The sequence below is a fragment of the Burkholderia sp. AcTa6-5 genome (assembly GCF_017815075.1).
GTDB lineage: Bacteria > Pseudomonadota > Gammaproteobacteria > Burkholderiales > Burkholderiaceae > Burkholderia > Burkholderia sola.
The window spans coordinates 1-17,185 of the sequence record NZ_JAGIQE010000023.1 but is presented as its reverse complement, the minus strand read 5'-3'; the positions used below and the strand labels follow the sequence as shown (position 1 = coordinate 17,185).

20 protein-coding genes and 1 pseudogene are annotated in these 17,185 nt (G+C 66.6%); 10 read left to right on the top strand and 11 right to left on the bottom strand.

The window, feature by feature from the left end; genetic code table 11:
* Nucleotides 1-152 precede the first annotated feature (152 nt).
* Together J8I33_RS26100 and J8I33_RS26095 are read left to right on the top strand one after the other, a co-directional pair.
* The gene (locus J8I33_RS26100; RefSeq protein ID WP_089488264.1) at nt 153-479 is read left to right on the top strand and encodes a hypothetical protein; all 327 of its coding nucleotides are present in this window, start codon (nt 153-155) and stop codon (nt 477-479) included.
* A gap of 289 nt (nt 480-768) precedes the next feature.
* Complete coding sequence (locus J8I33_RS26095) at nt 769-1,269, top strand: dihydrofolate reductase (protein ID WP_209939411.1); 501 nt, start codon at nt 769-771, stop codon at nt 1,267-1,269.
* 89 nt (nt 1,270-1,358) lie between these two features.
* Here J8I33_RS26095 and pmbA read toward each other — a convergent pair whose 3' ends face one another.
* Entirely contained in the window at nt 1,359-2,729 is a 1,371-nt protein-coding gene (gene pmbA / locus J8I33_RS26090) for a metalloprotease PmbA (RefSeq protein WP_048984630.1), read from the bottom strand.
* Between the two features lie 127 nt (nt 2,730-2,856).
* On the opposite strand from pmbA, the gene yjgA reads away from it, so the two are divergent.
* Together yjgA and mog are read left to right on the top strand one after the other, a co-directional pair.
* Nucleotides 2,857-3,459, top strand: a complete 603-nt coding sequence (gene yjgA / locus J8I33_RS26085; RefSeq protein ID WP_275564760.1) for a ribosome biogenesis factor YjgA — start codon at nt 2,857-2,859, stop codon at nt 3,457-3,459.
* On the top strand, nt 3,443-4,051 hold the full coding sequence (mog, locus tag J8I33_RS26080) for a molybdopterin adenylyltransferase (protein WP_080334138.1): 609 nt from the start codon (nt 3,443-3,445) through the stop codon (nt 4,049-4,051). The genes yjgA and mog overlap by 17 nt, the downstream gene beginning before the upstream one ends.
* A gap of 34 nt (nt 4,052-4,085) precedes the next feature.
* On the opposite strand, the gene orn is transcribed toward mog, so the two are convergent.
* The gene (orn, locus tag J8I33_RS26075) at nt 4,086-4,706 is read right to left on the bottom strand and encodes an oligoribonuclease (RefSeq protein WP_050011510.1); all 621 of its coding nucleotides are present in this window, start codon (nt 4,704-4,706) and stop codon (nt 4,086-4,088) included.
* A gap of 125 nt (nt 4,707-4,831) precedes the next feature.
* On the opposite strand from orn, the gene J8I33_RS26070 reads away from it, so the two are divergent.
* From J8I33_RS26070 to J8I33_RS26060, 3 genes are all read left to right on the top strand, one after another.
* Entirely contained in the window at nt 4,832-6,091 is a 1,260-nt protein-coding gene (locus J8I33_RS26070) for a M48 family metallopeptidase (RefSeq protein WP_209928985.1), read from the top strand.
* Entirely contained in the window at nt 6,088-7,029 is a 942-nt protein-coding gene (gene rsgA, locus J8I33_RS26065; protein WP_124594696.1) for a ribosome small subunit-dependent GTPase A, read from the top strand. The genes J8I33_RS26070 and rsgA overlap by 4 nt, the downstream gene beginning before the upstream one ends.
* Nucleotides 7,030-7,093: 64 nt before the next feature.
* A complete protein-coding gene (locus tag J8I33_RS26060; RefSeq protein WP_050011512.1) occupies nt 7,094-7,411 on the top strand; it encodes a hypothetical protein in 318 nt (105 codons plus the stop codon).
* A gap of 81 nt (nt 7,412-7,492) precedes the next feature.
* Here J8I33_RS26060 and J8I33_RS26055 read toward each other — a convergent pair whose 3' ends face one another.
* From J8I33_RS26055 to rpsP, 6 genes are all read right to left on the bottom strand, one after another.
* Nucleotides 7,493-8,431, bottom strand: a complete 939-nt coding sequence (locus tag J8I33_RS26055; protein ID WP_050011514.1) for a CobD/CbiB family protein — start codon at nt 8,429-8,431, stop codon at nt 7,493-7,495.
* A 120-nt stretch (nt 8,432-8,551) separates the two neighbouring features.
* Nucleotides 8,552-9,238: a CoA pyrophosphatase gene (locus J8I33_RS26050; protein WP_089488263.1), complete on the bottom strand. Its 687-nt coding sequence runs from the start codon at nt 9,236-9,238 to the stop codon at nt 8,552-8,554.
* A gap of 87 nt (nt 9,239-9,325) precedes the next feature.
* Nucleotides 9,326-9,718, bottom strand: coding sequence for a 50S ribosomal protein L19 (rplS, locus tag J8I33_RS26045; RefSeq protein ID WP_006486838.1), 393 nt, complete (start codon nt 9,716-9,718; stop codon nt 9,326-9,328).
* Between the two features lie 132 nt (nt 9,719-9,850).
* Entirely contained in the window at nt 9,851-10,645 is a 795-nt protein-coding gene (trmD, locus tag J8I33_RS26040) for a tRNA (guanosine(37)-N1)-methyltransferase TrmD (RefSeq protein WP_006476548.1), read from the bottom strand.
* 1 nt (nt 10,646) lies between these two features.
* Nucleotides 10,647-11,324: a ribosome maturation factor RimM gene (gene rimM, locus J8I33_RS26035; RefSeq protein WP_124557542.1), complete on the bottom strand. Its 678-nt coding sequence runs from the start codon at nt 11,322-11,324 to the stop codon at nt 10,647-10,649.
* A gap of 40 nt (nt 11,325-11,364) precedes the next feature.
* Nucleotides 11,365-11,619, bottom strand: coding sequence for a 30S ribosomal protein S16 (gene rpsP, locus J8I33_RS26030; protein WP_006476550.1), 255 nt, complete (start codon nt 11,617-11,619; stop codon nt 11,365-11,367).
* Between the two features lie 152 nt (nt 11,620-11,771).
* On the opposite strand from rpsP, the gene J8I33_RS26025 reads away from it, so the two are divergent.
* Entirely contained in the window at nt 11,772-12,911 is a 1,140-nt protein-coding gene (locus J8I33_RS26025) for a PQQ-dependent sugar dehydrogenase (protein WP_209939410.1), read from the top strand.
* A gap of 111 nt (nt 12,912-13,022) precedes the next feature.
* Nucleotides 13,023-13,490, top strand: a complete 468-nt coding sequence (locus J8I33_RS26020; protein ID WP_209939409.1) for a TM2 domain-containing protein — start codon at nt 13,023-13,025, stop codon at nt 13,488-13,490.
* Between the two features lie 51 nt (nt 13,491-13,541).
* Here the strand turns inward: J8I33_RS26020 and J8I33_RS26015 are convergent, their stop codons facing one another.
* Nucleotides 13,542-14,720 carry a PA0069 family radical SAM protein gene (locus tag J8I33_RS26015; RefSeq protein ID WP_124557544.1) on the bottom strand — a complete coding sequence of 393 codons (1,179 nt, stop codon included), beginning with the start codon at nt 14,718-14,720 and terminating at the stop codon, nt 13,542-13,544.
* Nucleotides 14,721-14,809: 89 nt separating this feature from the next.
* Complete coding sequence (locus J8I33_RS26010) at nt 14,810-15,298, bottom strand: Lrp/AsnC ligand binding domain-containing protein (protein WP_050011526.1); 489 nt, start codon at nt 15,296-15,298, stop codon at nt 14,810-14,812.
* 145 nt (nt 15,299-15,443) lie between these two features.
* On the opposite strand from J8I33_RS26010, the gene J8I33_RS26005 reads away from it, so the two are divergent.
* Nucleotides 15,444-16,730, top strand: coding sequence for a D-amino acid dehydrogenase (locus tag J8I33_RS26005; protein WP_050011527.1), 1,287 nt, complete (start codon nt 15,444-15,446; stop codon nt 16,728-16,730).
* Nucleotides 16,731-17,056: 326 nt separating this feature from the next.
* Here J8I33_RS26005 and J8I33_RS26000 read toward each other — a convergent pair.
* Nucleotides 17,057-17,185, bottom strand: a pseudogene (locus J8I33_RS26000) (electron transfer flavoprotein subunit alpha/FixB family protein); the annotation flags it as partial.

Genomic DNA, 17,185 nt, shown 5'->3' with positions numbered 1-17,185 from the left:
TATTCCCGAGCCCCCTCGTTTCAGGCCTGAAACATTTTCAGGCGTTTTCGGCCGCCATTCGCAATGCTCGAGCACGAATCGCAATGGCGGCAATGGTCCCGGTACGGTGGCATGTATTTCGCTGAATACGGAAACGACCGGAGACAGTCGCCATGCGAAAACTTTTTTTACTTTCCTTCGTGCCGATGACGCTCGTGCTGTCGGCCGCCGGCCCGCCTGCACCGGCCTGCGCGGACGAAGGCATGCAGCCGCAGCGCGCGATGCTGCTTGCCGACAACACGCCGGGCAGGCAACACGACAACGCGTTCGGCATCGTGACCGTGTCGGCGCCGCAACCGCTGCCGGCACGCCAGGCCTCCGTGACGCTGTGGGACGAGATTCCACCGCCGCCCCATTTGCCGCTGCCGCTGCCGGCGCCGCAACCGGGCGATATCCGGCATGCGATGGAAGGCAACGCGCGAGCCAATACGCATCCCTGATCATTCGACGCGTCGAATCGATCAGGATTGCGTATTGAATCGACGATCCGGTCGGAAGGAATGCCATCGGGTAGAGCCGGTATCGCCGATCTCGCGGCACAAAAAGTTTTTGTGCTCCGTCCCCCGGCGGGCACTCTTTTTATTCGGACGGCCGCCGCGGCGCGGGGCATCACGCGTCGCGGCGCACGATGCAAGAAACGCGGATACCCGCGCCGGCAGGCGGAATCCGGCGCGCGCCGCCGTTCCGGTAAAATCGGCTCCATTCCGTCTTCCCTCTTCCCCGACCTTCATGACGACGTTGACCCTGATCGTCGCGCGCGCCCGCAACGGCATCATCGGCCGCGACAACCAGTTGCCCTGGAAACTTCCCGAGGATCTCGCGTTCTTCAAGCGCACGACGATGGGCGCGCCGATCGTGATGGGCCGCAAGACCCACGAATCGATCGGCCGGCCGCTGCCCGGCCGCCGCAACATCGTCGTCACGCACGACGCCGCGCGCCGTTTCGAAGGCTGCGACACGGTCACGTCGCTCGCCGATGCACTGGCGCTCGCCGCGCACGACGGCGTGCCCGAGGCGTTCCTGATCGGCGGCGCGCAACTCTACGCGGAAGGTCTCACGCTCGCCGACAAGCTGATCGTCACCGAGATCGATGCCGATTTCGACGGCGACGCGTCGTTCCCGGCGCCCGACGCCGCGCACTGGCAGGAAGTCTCGCGCGACGCGCATCGGGCCGCCGCGCCGAACACGTTCGGCTATGCGTTCGTCGTCTACACGCGCAAGCGCGGCTGACGTCTTCTTCCGCACGATGAAAAAAGCCCGACCGGCTCACATACGCCGGTCGGGCTTTTCGTTTCCTGGCGGCCTGCGCCACGCGCGGCTTACTGCCCCGCGATCGTCATCTGCTCGATCAGCACCGAGCCGGTTTCCTTCGTCCCGCGCACGATCGAGTCCGCCCCGATCGCGACGATATGGCGGAACATCTCCTGCAGCGTGCTGGCGACGGTGATTTCCTCGACCGGATACTGGATCACGCCGTTCTCCACCCAGAAACCCGCCGCGCCGCGCGAATAGTCGCCCGTCACGTAGTTCACGCCCTGCCCCATCAGCTCGGTCAGCAGCAGGCCCGTGCCGAGCTTCTTCAGCATCGCGTCGAAGTCGTCGCCCGCCTGCGTGTTCGAGCTGCGCAGCGCGAGGTTGTGCGAGCCGCCCGCGTTGCCGGTGGTTTGCGTGCCGAGCTTGCGTGCCGAATAGGTCGACAGGAAATAGCCTTCGACGACGCCGTCCTTCACGACGCTGCGCGCACGCGTGCGCACGCCTTCCTCGTCGAACGGCGCGCTGCCCATCGCGCGCGGCACGTGCGGATCCTCGACGACCTGGACGTGCGGCGCGAACACCGGCTTGCCGAGGCTGTCGACGAGGAACGACGTCTTGCGATACAGCGCGCCGCCGCTCACCGCCTGCACGAACGCGCCGAGCAGGCCGGCCGCGAGCGGCGCCTCGAACAGCACGGGCACCTTGCGCGTGTCGAGACGGCGCGCGCCCATCCGCGCGAGCGCGCGTTCGGCCGCGTAACGGCCCACCGCTTCGGGCGCGGCGAGATCGATCGCGCTGCGCTTCGACGAATACCAGTCGTCGCGCTGCATGTGGCGGCCGCTGCCCGCGATCGGCGCGCATGCGATGTAGTGGCGCGAGTACGGATAGCCGGCGAGGAAGCCACGCGACGTCGCGAGCACGAACTGCGAGTGCTGCGCCGACACGCTCGCGCCTTCCGAATTGCGGATCTGCGGGCTGACCGCGAACGCGGCGTCTTCCGCGCGGCGGGCGAGCTCGACGGCCTCGTCGGCGCTCAGCGCCCACGGGTGGTACAGATCGAGGTCGCGCGGATCGGTTTCGAGCAGCTCGGCTTCGGCGAGGCCGGCCGCTTCGTCCTCTGCCGTGAAGCGCGCGATGTTGTAGGCTGCGGCGACGGTATCCTTGATCGCGGCCGGCGAGAAGTCCGACGTGCTCGCGTTGCCGCGCTTCTTGCCGATGAACACGGTGACGCCGACCATCTTGTCGCGGTTGTGCTCGATCGTTTCGACTTCGCCGCGGCGCACCGACACCGACAGGCCGTCGCCCTCGGAGATTTCGGTCGCGGCGTCGGTCGCGCCGAGCGCCTTCGCATGGCGAAGGATGTCCGATGCGATTTCCTTGAGCTGGTCCTGCGTGTGCGGGAAATAGCGCGCTTGTACGTCGAGATTGGCTGCCATCGTCTTGGTATCCGGTGGCGGGCGGGCGCCCGCATGGTCAAAATGTTGCGTATCCCGCGATCATAGCAAGGTCCGGGGCCGCGCACAGACAAGCTTGGGGTGTCCGCACCGCGATACAATGCGGCCCATGACACGCAAAACCCGAATCCAGCCGATCGAGCCTGTCGCCGAAGAAGACGACAACGGCTACGATCGCCCCAGCAAATCCCAGTTGAAGCGCGAAATGCACGAGTTGCAGGTGCTCGGCCAGGCGCTCGTCGACCTGCCGAAAGACGCACTGAAGCGCATGCCGATGCCCGAAAGTCTCGCGGACGCCGTGCGCGAGGCGCGCCGGATCACCGATCACGAAGGCAAGCGCCGCCAGCTCCAGTACGTCGGCCGCGTGATGCGCTCGCTGACCGACGACGAAACGGCCGCGCTGCGCACCGCACTCGACGCGCAACGCGGCGTGAACAAGGCTGCGACGGCCCGCCTGCACTGGATCGAGCGCACGCGCGAGCAGCTGCTCGCGAGCGACGACGCGCTGACCGAATTCCTGCGCCAGCACCCCGACGCCGACATCCAGGAAGGCCGCACGCTGATCCGCAACGCACGCAAGGAAGCGCAGCAAGGCAAGCCGCCGCGCTATTTCCGCGAGCTGTTCCAGTGGATCAAGGCGGCCGGCGGCGCGTCCGACAGCGACGACGACGCGGCCGACGACGCCGGAGACGACCATGACGACGAAGCCTAACCACCCGGACGAGCTCGTGGTCGGCCTCGTGTCGATCAGCGACCGCGCGAGTACGGGGGTCTACGAAGACAAGGGTATTCCGGCGCTGCAGGAATGGCTCGCCGGCACGCTGGTTTCGCCGTGGCGCGCCGAAACGCGCCTGATCCAGGACGACGCGCCGACGATCTCGGCCACGCTGACCGAACTCGTCGACGTCGCCGGCTGCGACCTCGTGCTGACGACGGGCGGCACGGGCCCCGCGCGTCGCGACGTGACGCCGGAAGCCACGCTGGCCGTGGCGACGAAGGAAATGCCGGGATTCGGCGAACAGATGCGGCAGATCAGCCTGAATTTCGTGCCGACCGCGATCCTGTCGCGGCAGGTCGCGGTGATCCGCGAAACGGCCGACCATGCGGCGCTGATCATCAACCTGCCCGGCCAGCCGAAGTCGATCCGCGAAACGCTGGAAGGGCTGCGCGACGCCGACGGCAAGTCGACCGTGCCCGGCATCTTCGCCGCGGTGCCCTACTGCATCGACCTGATCGGCGGCCCGTATATCGAGACCGACGCCGCGGTGGTCGCGGCGTTCCGCCCGAAAAGCGCGCGGCGCTGAGCGTTTGCCGCGCGCCGCACGTGTGCCGGCCCGCTCAGGCGGCCGGCACGGAATCGCCTGCCGGCGCCGATGCGGCCGGAATCAGGAAATGCTCGCGGTAGTACTTCAGCTCGTCGATCGACTCGTGGATGTCGGCGAGCGCGGTGTGCATCGCCCGCTTCTGGAAACCTTTGTAGATGGCCGGCTGCCAGCGGCGGCACAGCTCCTTGAGCGTGCTGACGTCGAGGTTGCGGTAGTGGAAGAACCGCTCGAATTCCGGCATCCAGCGCGCCATGAAGCGGCGGTCCTGGCAAATCGAGTTGCCGCACATCGGCGACTTGCCCGGGGACACGTACTGCGCGAGGAACGCCTGCAGTTGCGCGGCGGCTTCCGCCTCGGTCACGGTCGACGCGCGCACGCGGTCGATCAGCCCCGAGCGGCCGTGCGTCGACTTGTTCCAGTCGTCCATCTTCGCGAGCGTCTCGTCGCTCTGGTGAATCGCGAACACCGGGCCCTCGACGGCGACGTCGAGCGTGGAATTGGTCACGACGACCGCGATCTCGATGATGCGGTCGTTATCCGGGTCGAGGCCCGTCATCTCCATGTCGAGCCAGACGAGGTTCAACTCGTTGCGCACGAGCGCGGGCTGGCTGGCGGAAGCGGCGGTATCGGTCATGATTCATCCTGGAAAATAGCGAACCGGGCGCGCCGACGCGGCGCCGCCCGGGCGGTCGGCATCGCATCAGCGGGGCCGGTCCGCAAGAACATATAATTCTCGCATAGAACCCTTTGGCGCCTTCGATGTCACCCCTTTCGTTCACCCTGCTGTTCGCGACCGCCGTACTCGCGATGGTCGTCACCAAGCTGTGGCTCGCGTCGCGGCAGATCCGCTTCGTCGCCGCGCACCGCAACGGCGTGCCCGCGCAGTTCAGCGCCACCATCCCGCTGACCGCCCACCAGCGCGCGGCCGATTACACCGTCGAGCGCACCCGGCTGACGATGCTCGAGATCGTCGTCAGCGCGGCCGTGCTGGTCGGCCTCACGCTGCTCGGCGGCGTCGGCGCGCTCGACACGCTGCTGACCGGCTGGCTCGGCCGCGGCTACGGGCAGCAGGTCGCGCTGGTCGCCGCGGTGCTCGCGATCACGGGCGTGATCGACGTGCCGTTCGAGTATTACCGCCAGTTCGGGATCGAGCAGCGCTTCGGCTTCAACCGGATGACGAAGCGGCTGTTCTTCACCGACATGCTGAAAAACACGTTGCTCGGCGCCGTGCTCGGCCTGCCGCTGCTGTTCGTCGTGCTGTGGCTGATGAACCAGGCCGGCAACCTGTGGTGGCTGTGGACCTGGGTCGTCTGGGTCGCGTTCCAGATGCTCGTGCTGCTGATCTACCCGACCTTCATCGCGCCGCTGTTCAACAAGTTCGAGCCGCTGAAGGACGACGCGCTGCGCGCGCGCATCGAGTCGCTGATGAAGCGCTGCGGCTTCGCGGCCAAGGGGCTGTTCGTGATGGACGGCAGCCGCCGCTCCGCGCACGGCAACGCGTACTTCACGGGCTTCGGCGCATCGAAGCGGATCGTGTTCTTCGACACGCTGCTCGCGCGCCTGTCCGGCCAGGAGATCGAAGCCGTGCTCGCGCACGAGCTCGGCCACTTCAAGCGCCGCCACGTGATGAAGCGGATGCTCGTGTCGTTCGTGCTGAGCCTCGTGCTGCTCGCGCTGCTCGGCTGGCTCGCGCAACGCACGTGGTTCTACACGGGGCTCGGCGTCACGCCGTCGCTCGACACCAGCAACGCGGGCGCCGCGCTCATCCTGTTCTTCCTCGCGATTCCGGTGTTCCTGTTCTTCGCGACGCCGTTCAGCAGCCTCACGTCGCGCAAGCACGAATTCGAGGCCGACGCGTTCGCGGCCAGCCAGACCGACGCGCAGGATCTCGTCAGCGCGCTCGTGAAGCTCTATGAGGACAACGCGTCGACGCTGACGCCCGACCCCGTCTACACGGCCTTCTACTACTCGCATCCGCCCGCGTCGCAGCGGATCGACCGCCTGCTGCAGCACGCATGAGCCGGCCGACCTCCCGCCAGCCGGCCCCGCGCGCATCCGGCGCGCAGCGGGCCGAAGGCCGCGTGATCGCGGCGCACGGCCGCCACTACATCGTCGCGCCCGATGACGGCGGCCCGATGCTGCAATGCTTCCCACGCGGCAAGAAGAGCGACATCGCGGTCGGCGACCGCGTCGCGTACGAGCTCGCATCGGCCGACCAGGGCGTGATCGTGGAGATCGGCGAACGGCGCAACCTGCTGTACCGCTCCGACCAGTTCAAGTCGAAGCTGTTCGCGGCGAACCTCGACCAGTTGCTGATCGTGCTCGCGACCGAGCCCTATTTCAGCGAGGATCTGCTCGGCCGCGCGCTGATCGCGGCCGAGGCGAACGAGCTGAAGCCGCTCGTCGTGCTGAACAAGATCGACGTCCAAGCCGCGCTGCCGGTGGCGCGCGAGCGTCTCGCGCCGTACCGCGCGCTCGGCTACGACGTGCTCGAGCTGTCGGTGAAAGGCGCGCCGGACGACGCGCGCGCGCAGTTGATGCCGCATCTCGCCGGGCATTCGACGATCCTGCTCGGCCAGTCCGGGATGGGCAAGTCGACGCTCGTGAACCTGCTCGTGCCCGATGCCGAAGCCGCGACCCGCGAGATTTCGGCCGCGCTCAACAGCGGCCGTCACACGACCACGTTCACACGCCTGTACCCGCTGGAAGGCGGCGGTGCGCTGATCGATTCGCCGGGATTCCAGGAATTCGGCCTCTACCACCTGACCGAAGGCCGCCTCGAGCGCGCGTTTCCGGAATTCCGTCCGCTGCTCGCGGACTGCCGTTTCTATAATTGTCATCATCTGCACGAGCCCGGCTGCGCGATCCTCGACGCCGTCGCCGACGGCCGCATCGCGCCGTCCCGGCACGCGCTGTACGCGCAGCTCGTGCATGAGGCGAGCCAGATCGTCCGCTGACCGCTCGACGTGTGCGACGGCCGGCCGGCGCCAGCCGGGCCGGCCTTCATCGACAGGAGCCGCGATGCGTTTCAAGGCACCCGACCTCGCGACCGCACAGCATTGGGCCAACGTGCTCCAGGTGGCCGGCATCGGTTGTGAGCTGCACAACTGCTATGCGACCGGCGCGCTCGGCGGCCTGCCCGCCGATGCGTGCACGCCCGAACTGTGGCTCGACGACGAACGCGACGACGCGCTCGCCCGTCGGCTCCTCGATGCCGCGTCGCACGGCCCGTCGGCCGGCGCGGCACCCTGGCGCTGCCGGCAGTGCGGCGAAGCGCTGGAAGCGCAATTCACCGCGTGCTGGCAATGCGGCGCCGTGCGCAACCCGCTCGACGACTGAACGCACTGCGCCGACGCACAGCGAAAAGGCCGGCATCGAGCCGGCCTTCTCATTTTGGCGAGCGCTGGGCTAGCGCATCACTCACGATACCCACACGGCCAGCGTCAGCATCAACAGCAGGATCATCCACAGGATCACCGCGCGCCACACGAGGCCAACCGCCGACTGCAGCGTACGCGGCGTGCAATCGTCACCGACCGTCAACGGACCGCTGTCGCCGACCGCCAGCGCATCGAGGCTCGACGGTTCCGCGAGCGGCCCCGCGAGACGCGCGCCGAGCGCGCCGCTGCCCGCGGCCAGCAATACGCCGTCGTTCGGGTCGGGCCACTGGCGCGTATGGTTGCGCCACGCATAGATCGCATCCTCGAAGTTACCGACGATCGCGAAGCCGAGCGCCGTCAGGCGCGACGGAATCCAGTCGATCACGAAGAATGCGCGCTGCGCGAACGTCGAGAACGCGGCCGTGCGGTCGTCGCCCGGCGTCGACCAGCTGCGCGCGAGGTATTCGGAAATCCGGTACAGCACGGCGCCGGCCGGGCCGATCGGCAGCACGTACCAGAAGAACACGCCGAACACGTGCCGATGCGACGCGACGACCGCGTGGATCAGCGTATGGCGGACGATTTCGCCGACCGGCATGTCGACCGTGTCGATGCCCGTCCACTCGTGCAGGATTTCGCGCGCACGCGGCACGTCGTCGTTGTTGAGCGCGAGATGGATATCGGTGAAGTAGTGGCTGAACTGGCGGAAGCCGAGCGTGAAATACACGACGGCGACGTTCCACAGGAACGCGAGCACGAAGCTCACCTTGTACAGCAGGAAATAGATCAGCGCGACGATCAGCACCCACGGCAGCACGACCGCGAGCCAGGCGAGGAGCCCATGCTTCTGCTTGCCGGCGTCGAGGCCATGCGCGACGGTTTCCGCATGAAACTGGAACAGTGCGAACACCGGATTGCTCGGCGACAACGCGCGGACCTGTTCGATGATGAGAGCGAGGAGAACCGAAAAGAAAGTCATGCGTGGCGCCGTCTTCGGAGTTATGTCATTTTTTGCATAACGATAGCACAGCGTCAGCCGCGCATGGCTGCCGGCGCGGTCGCCGGGCAGCCGCTCGCGCGCGCCGGCCGGCGCGCCCGCCTAACCGGCCGCCAAGAAGCGATACAGATTGCGAAACATGGCGGCAGTTGCGCCCCAGATGAAGTAATGCCCGTCCGGTTCGTCGTTCGGGTAAGGCATGGCAAAAAAACGACGCTCGCCGCCTTCCCACCGGAACACGCGGATCTGATGGTTCGCGGGATTCATCACGAACGCGAGCGGCACTTCGAAAATCTCGGCGACTTCGAACGTGTCGGCCTGCACGGTGAACGGCGGATGCACGAGGCCGACGACCGGCGTCACGCAGAAACCCGTGCCGGTCAGGTAGTCGGGCAGCGCGCCGAGAATCTCGACGCGTTCGGCGGCCAGCCCGATCTCTTCTTTCGCCTCGCGCAACGCGGTGGCGGTCGCGTCGTGGTCGAACGGCTCGCGACGGCCGCCGGGAAAGCTGATCTGTCCGGCGTGGTCGTTCAGGTGATCGGCGCGTTGCGTCAGCAGCACGGTGAGGCCCGACTCGCGGACGATGAGCGGCACGAGGACGGCCGCGCTACGCGGATCGACGCCTTCCTGCAGCCGCGCTTCGCCGGGTTCGACGCTCCACTCGAGCGTGCGCGCGAAGCGTTCTCGCAGGCCGGACGGCGTCATTAGCCTGGAATCGATGACGGGCAGGCCGGCGCCGGTGCCTTCGACCGGCAATACTTCGGGATCGATGATGGGGCGGCGATTCAATGGGGCTCTCGGGTTCGTGTCGTATCGAGCATATTGTCGCGCCAGAATGAAAAAAGCACCCGGTTGGGTGCTTTTTCCTTACAGCTCTTACTCTTGGGAAGCTGCTGCGGCGCGATCCTTCGACACCAGCTTTTCCTTGATACGAGCCGACTTGCCCGAACGCTCGCGCAGGTAGTACAGCTTCGCACGACGCACATCACCGCGACGCTTCACGACGATGCTTGCCAGCAGCGGCGAGTACGTCTGGAACGTACGCTCGACGCCTTCGCCCGACGAGATCTTGCGGACGATGAAGTTCGAGTTCAGACCACGATTGCGAATCGCGATCACGACGCCTTCGTAAGCCTGAACGCGCTTGCGGTTACCTTCAACCACGTTCACGTTCACGATCACCGTGTCGCCCGGGGCGAAATCGGGGATGGTCTTGCCGGCGAGCGCGCGCTCGATCTCTTCCTGCTCAAGTTTTGCGATCAGATTCATTACTGACTCCTTATGCCATCGTGTCGGCGTTCAACCCGCCTGCTTCCAGGCCTGGCCCCGATAGAGGATGGATTCACATCAGGCGCCGCACACGCATGTACGGCACCGCCAATTCCCGCTCGCGCAGCCGCCTCAGGAGGCGTCCTTCGCTTCGCGTGCGAGGTTCGCGAGCCACGCCTCGTCGGCCCGGCTCAGCAACTTCTCGCGGCGCGCCCGGACGATCAGGTCCGGCCGCTTCCGCAACGTATTCCTCAATGCTTCCTGGCGCCGCCACTTCTCGATCTCGGCATGATGCCCGCCGAGCAGCACGTCCGGCACGCGCACGCCGTCGTATTCCTCGGGGCGCGTGTAGTGCGGACAATCGAGCAGGCCGTCCGCGAAGCTGTCCTGCACGGCCGACAGCGAATCGTTCAGCACGCCGGGCAGCAACCGCACGACCGCATCCATCATCGCCATCGCCGGCAATTCGCCGCCCGACAGCACGAAATCGCCGAGGCTGATTTCCTCGTCGACGCAACGGTCGAGCAGGCGCTGGTCGATCGCCTCATAGCGACCGCACAGCACGACGACGCCGGGTTCCTGCGCCATCCGCACCGCCCGATCGTGCGTGAGCGGCGCGCCTTGCGGCGACATCATCACGACGCGCGTGCTCGCGATGCCCTGCTCCGCCTGCGCCGCTTTCGCGGCGTCGATCGCGGCTTCGAGCGGCCTGGCCAGCATCACCATGCCCGGACCACCGCCGTACGGACGATCGTCGACCGTGCGGTAGTTGTCCGTCGTGAAATCACGCGGGTTCCAGGTGCGCAGCCCGAAGCGCCCCTGCTTCACGGCCCGGCTGGTGATTCCCCAGTCGGTCAGTGCACGGAACATCTCGGGAAAGAGCGTGACGACGTCGAACTGCACCGCGCTCTCGGTAACCTGGTTCATTTCAGTAATCGGCTTCCCAGTCGACGACGATGCGACGCGCCGCCTGATCCACCGTTTTGACGTAGACGCCGACGAACGGAATCAATCGCTCGTCGGTGGTCGGCTGACCGTCTTTTCCGGTTGCCGGATACTCGACACGCATGATCGAATGCACGCCGTTGTCGATCATCCCGCTCACCTTCCCGAGCGCCACCGATTGCTCGTTGACGACCTCGAGACCGATCAGGTCGACCCAATAGAATTCGTCCGCGGCCAGTGCCGGGAAATCTTCCCGACGCACGAACACGCGAAAGCCGCGCATGGACAGCGCGGCATCGCGGTCGCTGACGCCCGCGGGTTGCGCAACGACAGTATCGCTGTGCGTCTTCGACTGCATGATGCGGACGGAAAGCCGCTCCGCACCGCGTTCCAGCCACCAGCGACGCGCGTTGAGCAGCGCGTCGCCGCCGCGACCGGCATCGGCATGCGTCGCCACCTTGACCCAGCCCTTCAGGCCGTAGGCGTCGACCACCGCCCCGACCTCGACGGCATCGTCGGGCCAGGCTTGCGTCGCGTCGGGACTGCCTGGTTCGGCAGCCTGACCGGCGTTCGCGACCGCGTCGCGCTCGACCGGCTTGCGGACGAATGCGCCGAATGACGCACGCCCGCGCCTTGCATTACCGGAATCGTGACCCGCCATCAATGCACCTCACAGCCGGCACGACCGGCACACCGTGCCATTAGGCAGCCGGTTGCGCCTTTTGCGCTTCCTTCACCAGACGCTGGACGGTCGGCGACAGTTGCGCGCCAACGCCTTGCCAGTACGTCAGGCGATCCTGAGCGATACGCAGCGATTCGCCCTTCGTGGCGACCGGGTTGTAGAAGCCGACGCGTTCGATGAAGCGGCCGTCACGACGGTTGCGCGAATCGGTAGCAACGATGTTGTAGAACGGGCGCTTCTTCGAGCCGCCACGAGCCAGACGGATGATAACCATATGATGTCCTTCGGGAAAACCGGGTTCGAAACTACTGAAACACGCGATTATAGCCGGAAACCAGAGGTACAACAAACACTTACGCGTAAAAATCCGCGGACGGCCCGTCCGCCGGGCATACAATCGTCGTGTCCAGGATGCTACCGACCGTCATGCCGCCTCTTCGCGCCGCCCCGATGCGCCGCGCGCAGCACCTGTTCGCGGCGCTGCTTGCCGGCCTCGCCTGCCTCGCGTCGGCCCCGGCGTTTGCCGCGCCGCTGCCGGTGAACGAACTCGTCGTGCCGCCCGGCTTCCATGTGGACGTGCTGACCGACGCCGTCCCGGCCGCACGGGAAATGGCGTGGTCGCCGCGCGGCATCCTGTATGTCGGCACGCGGGACGGCCGCGTCCACGCACTGGTGATGCACGAGGGCCGGATCAGCGCACGCTACGTGATCGCGTCCGGGCTCGACATGCCCGTCGGGGTGGCCTACCTCGACGGCGCCCTTTATATATCCGCCGTGTCGCGCATCCTGCGCGTCGATCATATCGACGACCGGCTCGCGAAACCGCCCGCGCCCGTCGTCGTGACCGACGCACTGCCGACCGATCACCATCACGGCTGGAAATTCATCGCGTTCGGCCCCGACGGCAAGCTGTACGTGCCGATCGGCGCACCGTGCAACGTCTGCCTCGCCGATCGCAGCCGCTACGCGATCATCGCGCGGATGAACGCCGACGGCAGCGGGCGTGAAGTGGTCGCGCGCGGCATACGCAACACGGTCGGCTTTGCATGGCACCCGGATTCGGGCGAGCTCTGGTTCACCGACAACGGGCGCGACCTGATGGGCGACGACGTACCGGACGACAAGCTGAACCGCGCGCCGCGCGCCGGCCTCGACTTCGGTTTTCCATACTGCCACGGCGGCGATACGCCCGACCCCCAATTCGGCAGCGCCGACGCGTGCCGACGTTATGCGCCGCCGGTCCTGAAACTCGGTGCGCACGTCGCGGCGCTCGGGATGCGCTTCTACACCGGGCCGATGTTTCCGGCGTCGTATCGCAATAACGTCTTCATTGCCGAACACGGCTCGTGGAACCGCCGCACGAAGGTCGGCTACCGCGTGATGCGCGTGGTCGTCTCGGCGGACGGCAGCCATGCTCGTCAAACGCCGTTCGTCACGGGCTGGCTGCGGCCCGACGGCACGGCATGGGGACGCCCGGCCGATGTATTGCCGCTGCCGGACGGTTCGCTGCTCGTCAGCGACGATTACGCGGGCGCGATCTACCGCGTGACGTATGCGGCCCCCTGACGCACGCGAGGGGTGACCGGCCCCGACCGGGCATCGTAGAATGCGTGCCGGGCCGCGCGCCCGCGCCGGCCTGCCGGCCCCGCCCATGCCAACGACACTACGCCGCCATCCATGTCCAGCAGCACCGCATCGCCCCGCCGCTTCCGCTCCAAGACGCTCACCGCCGCCCTCGCGTTCCTGCTCGGGTCGATCGGCGCGCATCGCTTCTATCTGTACGGCTTTCGCGACGTATACGGCTGGGCCCATCTGCTCGCGACGATCATCGGCATCCCGGGCTTCCTGCTGCTTGCCGCCACCCAGCGCAGCGCCGGCCTCGGCTGGTGGCTAGCGGTGCCCGGTGCAATCTCGCTGCTGGCGGCGTTCCTCGCCGCACTCGTCTACGGGCTGCGCCCCGATGAAAAATGGGATGCGCAATTCAACGCCGACACCGGCAAGCAGAGCCAGTCGGGCTGGACCGTGATCTTCGTCGTGATCTTCTCGCTGCTGATCGGCGCGTTCCTGTTGATGACCGCACTCGCGCTGTCGTTCCAGACGTACTTCGAATCGCAGGTTGAAGCGGCCAAGCAGATTTCGCAGTAAGCACGACCAATACGGTCGATACGGCCCACCGGCGACTGCGTTGCTCGCCGGTCAGAACAGGTTCAACTGCATGTCGTCGCGCGATTTCGCGCCAGCTGCACGAACCGCGACGCGCGGCGCCGGCGCCCCGGCGGCAGGCGCACCGCGGAACCGCGACAGATCGAGGATGCCGTTCGTGCGTTCGTTCAACCCGAGCCGCTTGACGGCCTGACGGAAGCGCTGCCGCAGCAGGTCGGCCCAGATCCCCTCGCCCTTCATCCGTTTCGAGAAATCCGAGTCGTAATCCTTGCCGCCGCGCATGTCGCGCACGCGATTCATCACGCGCTCCGCGCGATCGGGAAAATGCGCGGCAAGCCACTGCTTGAACAGCGGCGCGACCTCCCACGGCAACCTCAGGACGATGTAGCTCGCATGCGTCGCACCGGCTTCCGCGCAGGCCTCCAGCACGTGCTCCATGTCGGGCTCGGTCACGAACGGAATCACCGGTGCAATGCTCACGCCGACCGGCACGCCCGCATCGCGCAGCGCACGGATCGTGCGCAACCGCCGCGCCGGCGTGGCCGCGCGCGGCTCGAGCGTGCGCGCCAGTTCGGCATCGAGCGTCGTGATCGTGACCGCCGCCATCACCTGCCCGCGTTCGGCCATCGGCGCGAGCAGGTCGAGATCGCGCTCGATCAGCGACGACTTCGTGATCGCCGCGAACGGCAGCCCGCGGTCGTGCATCACCTGGATCACGCTGCGCGTGATGCGCAGGTCGCGCTCGACCGGCTGGTACGCGTCGGTGTTGACGCCGAGCGCGATCGGCTCCGGCACGTAGCGCTTGCGCGAAATCTCGCGCTCGAGCAGTTCGGCTGCATTGACCTTCGCGTAGATGCGGCTTTCGAAATCGAGCCCCGGCGACAGCCCGAGGTAGCTGTGCGTCGGCCGCGCGAAGCAATAGATACAGCCGTGCTCGCAGCCGCGATACGGATTGAGCGACACGCTGAACGGAATATCGGGCGACTGGTTGCGCGTCAGGATGCTCTTCGCCCGCTCCTCGAAGACCTGCGTGCGCAGCGGCGCGGGGAAATCGGCATCGTCGGACGCGTGCGTCCAGCCGTCGTCCACCGCTTCGCGCTGCGCGATTTCATACCGCCCCTGCAGGTTGTCGACCGCGCCGCGCCCCTTGCGGGGCACGGGCGGCGCTACCGGAAATTCGTTGTCGGACCGATCGTCCATGTGCCCACCCATTCGCCTGCGCCCAATACTGTACATTTATACAGTATTGGGCGCAGCATGCCAAGGGTGGGATAAAGGGCCCGACGACGGGCCGCCCAGCGTCACTCGCCGACCGCAATCGTCAGCGTTTCCTTGATTTCCTCCATCACGACATAGCTCTTCGACTGCACGGCGCCGGGCAACTGCAGCAGGATGTCGCCGAGCAGTTTCCGGTAGTCGGCCATCTCGCCGATCCGCGCCTTGATCAGGTAGTCGAAATCGCCGGAGACGAGATGGCATTCGAGCACCTCGTCGATCTTCATCACTTCCCGGCGGAACTGCTCGAACATGTTGCCGCCCTTGTGGCCGAGCGTGATCTCGACGAACACCAGCAGCGCGGCATCCAGCTGATGCGGGTCGACCCGCGCGTGATAGCCGGTGATCACGCCGTCGCGCTCCATGCGCCGCACGCGCTCGATGCACGGCGTGACGGTCAGTCCGACCTGTTCCGCGAGGTCCTTCATCGCCATCCGGCCGTCGTCCTGGAGCAGTTTCAGGATGCGCCGGTCGAGCTTGTCGAGCGTACGTACGGGCTGACGTTGCGTTCTCATTTGTTTATGCTGAAAACCAGAAAAATACAATAACAAAAACTGCACATTCGACAATACCATAGCGCAAAAAACTAGATCAGCTAGAGGTTACACGGAGCCGCAGGTGCGCCCGGCCTCGACCTGGTTCCTTCCATCTGGAGCAGCTATGCGAGTCGTCATTCTGGGCAGCGGTGTAGTGGGCGTGGCAAGCGCGTATTACCTTGCGCGCGCCGGTCATGAAGTCACGGTGATCGACCGGGAAGCCGGCCCGGCGCTGGAGACGAGCTTCGCGAACGCAGGCCAGATCTCTCCCGGCTATGCGGCACCGTGGGCCGCGCCCGGCGTGCCGCTGAAGGCCGTCAAGTGGATGTTCGAAAAGCATGCGCCGCTCGCGATCCGTCTCGACGGCACGCGCTTCCAACTCCAGTGGATGGTTCAGATGCTGCGCAACTGCACGGCCGAGCGCTATGCAGTCAACAAGGGCCGCATGGTCCGTCTCGCCGAATACAGCCGCGACTGCCTGCAGGCGCTGCGCGCCGATACCGGCATCGAATACGAAGGCCGCACGGGTGGCACGCTGCAACTGTTCCGCACGCAGCAGCAACTCGACGGCGCGGCGAAGGACATCGCCGTGCTGCAGGAAGCGAACGTGCCGTTCGAACTGCTGTCGCCGGCCGAACTGAAGCATGCCGAACCGGCGCTCGCCGCCGTCTCGCACAAGCTGACGGGCGGCCTGCGCCTGCCGGGCGACGAAACCGGCGATTGCCAACTGTTCACGACGCGCCTCGCCGCGCTCGCCGAATCGCTCGGCGTCAAGTTCCGCTACAACACGCCGATCGATGCGCTCGCGATCGCGGGCGGCAAGATCGCCGGCGTGCAGTGCGGCAGCGAGACGGTGCGTGCCGACGCGTACGTCGTCGCGCTCGGCTCGTACTCGACCCGCTTCATCTCCCACCTGATGAAGATTCCCGTCTATCCGCTCAAGGGCTATTCGATCACCGCGCCGATCGTCAACGAAGCCGCGGCGCCGGTGTCGACCGTGCTCGACGAGACCTACAAGATCGCGATCACGCGCTTCGACCAGCGCATCCGCGTCGGCGGCATGGCGGAAATCGTCGGCTTCGACAAGACGCTGCGCGCGGCGCGCCGCGAAACGCTCGAGATGTGCGTGAACGACCTGTTCCCGGGCGGCGGCGACACGTCGAAGGCCACGTTCTGGACGGGCCTGCGCCCGATGACGCCGGACGGCACGCCGATCGTCGGCCGCACGCCGGTGTCGAACCTGTTCCTGAACACCGGCCACGGCACGCTCGGCTGGACGATGTCGTGCGGCTCGGGCCAACTGCTCGCGGACCTGATCTCGGGCAAGATGCCCGCGATCCAGGCCGACGACCTGTCGGTGCATCGTTACCTGAAGGACGTGCCCGGCCAGACGCGCCCGGCCTACGCGTAAACCGGAACGGCCCGCTGCGATGCGGGCCGATTGCATCAACGAGAAAGGCGCCCGAGGGCGCTTTTCTCGTTTTGGCGACTGCGACTCGACTGCGAGTGGCCACTCGGCACGACGCTTCAGTCGACGCGCGCATGCACGCGTCGTCCGTTGAACGAATCGGCGTTACCCGCCGTGCCTGCGCGACGATATGTTCGGCGCGGCACGGTACGAGCGCGAATCGTCCGGACGAGCGATATCCGCTCCTCATTCAACGACCACACAACGAAAAAAGGGGCGCTCGTCGCGCCCCTCTTCTCGTGTGCTTACCGCTGAAGCGTCACGCCGCGTCAGCCCAGCTCGCTCACGAGCTCCGGCACGAGCGAGAACAGATCGCCGACGAGGCCGTAGTCGGCCACGCTGAAGATCGGTGCTTCGGGATCCTTGTTGATCGCGACGATCACCTTCGAATCCTTCAT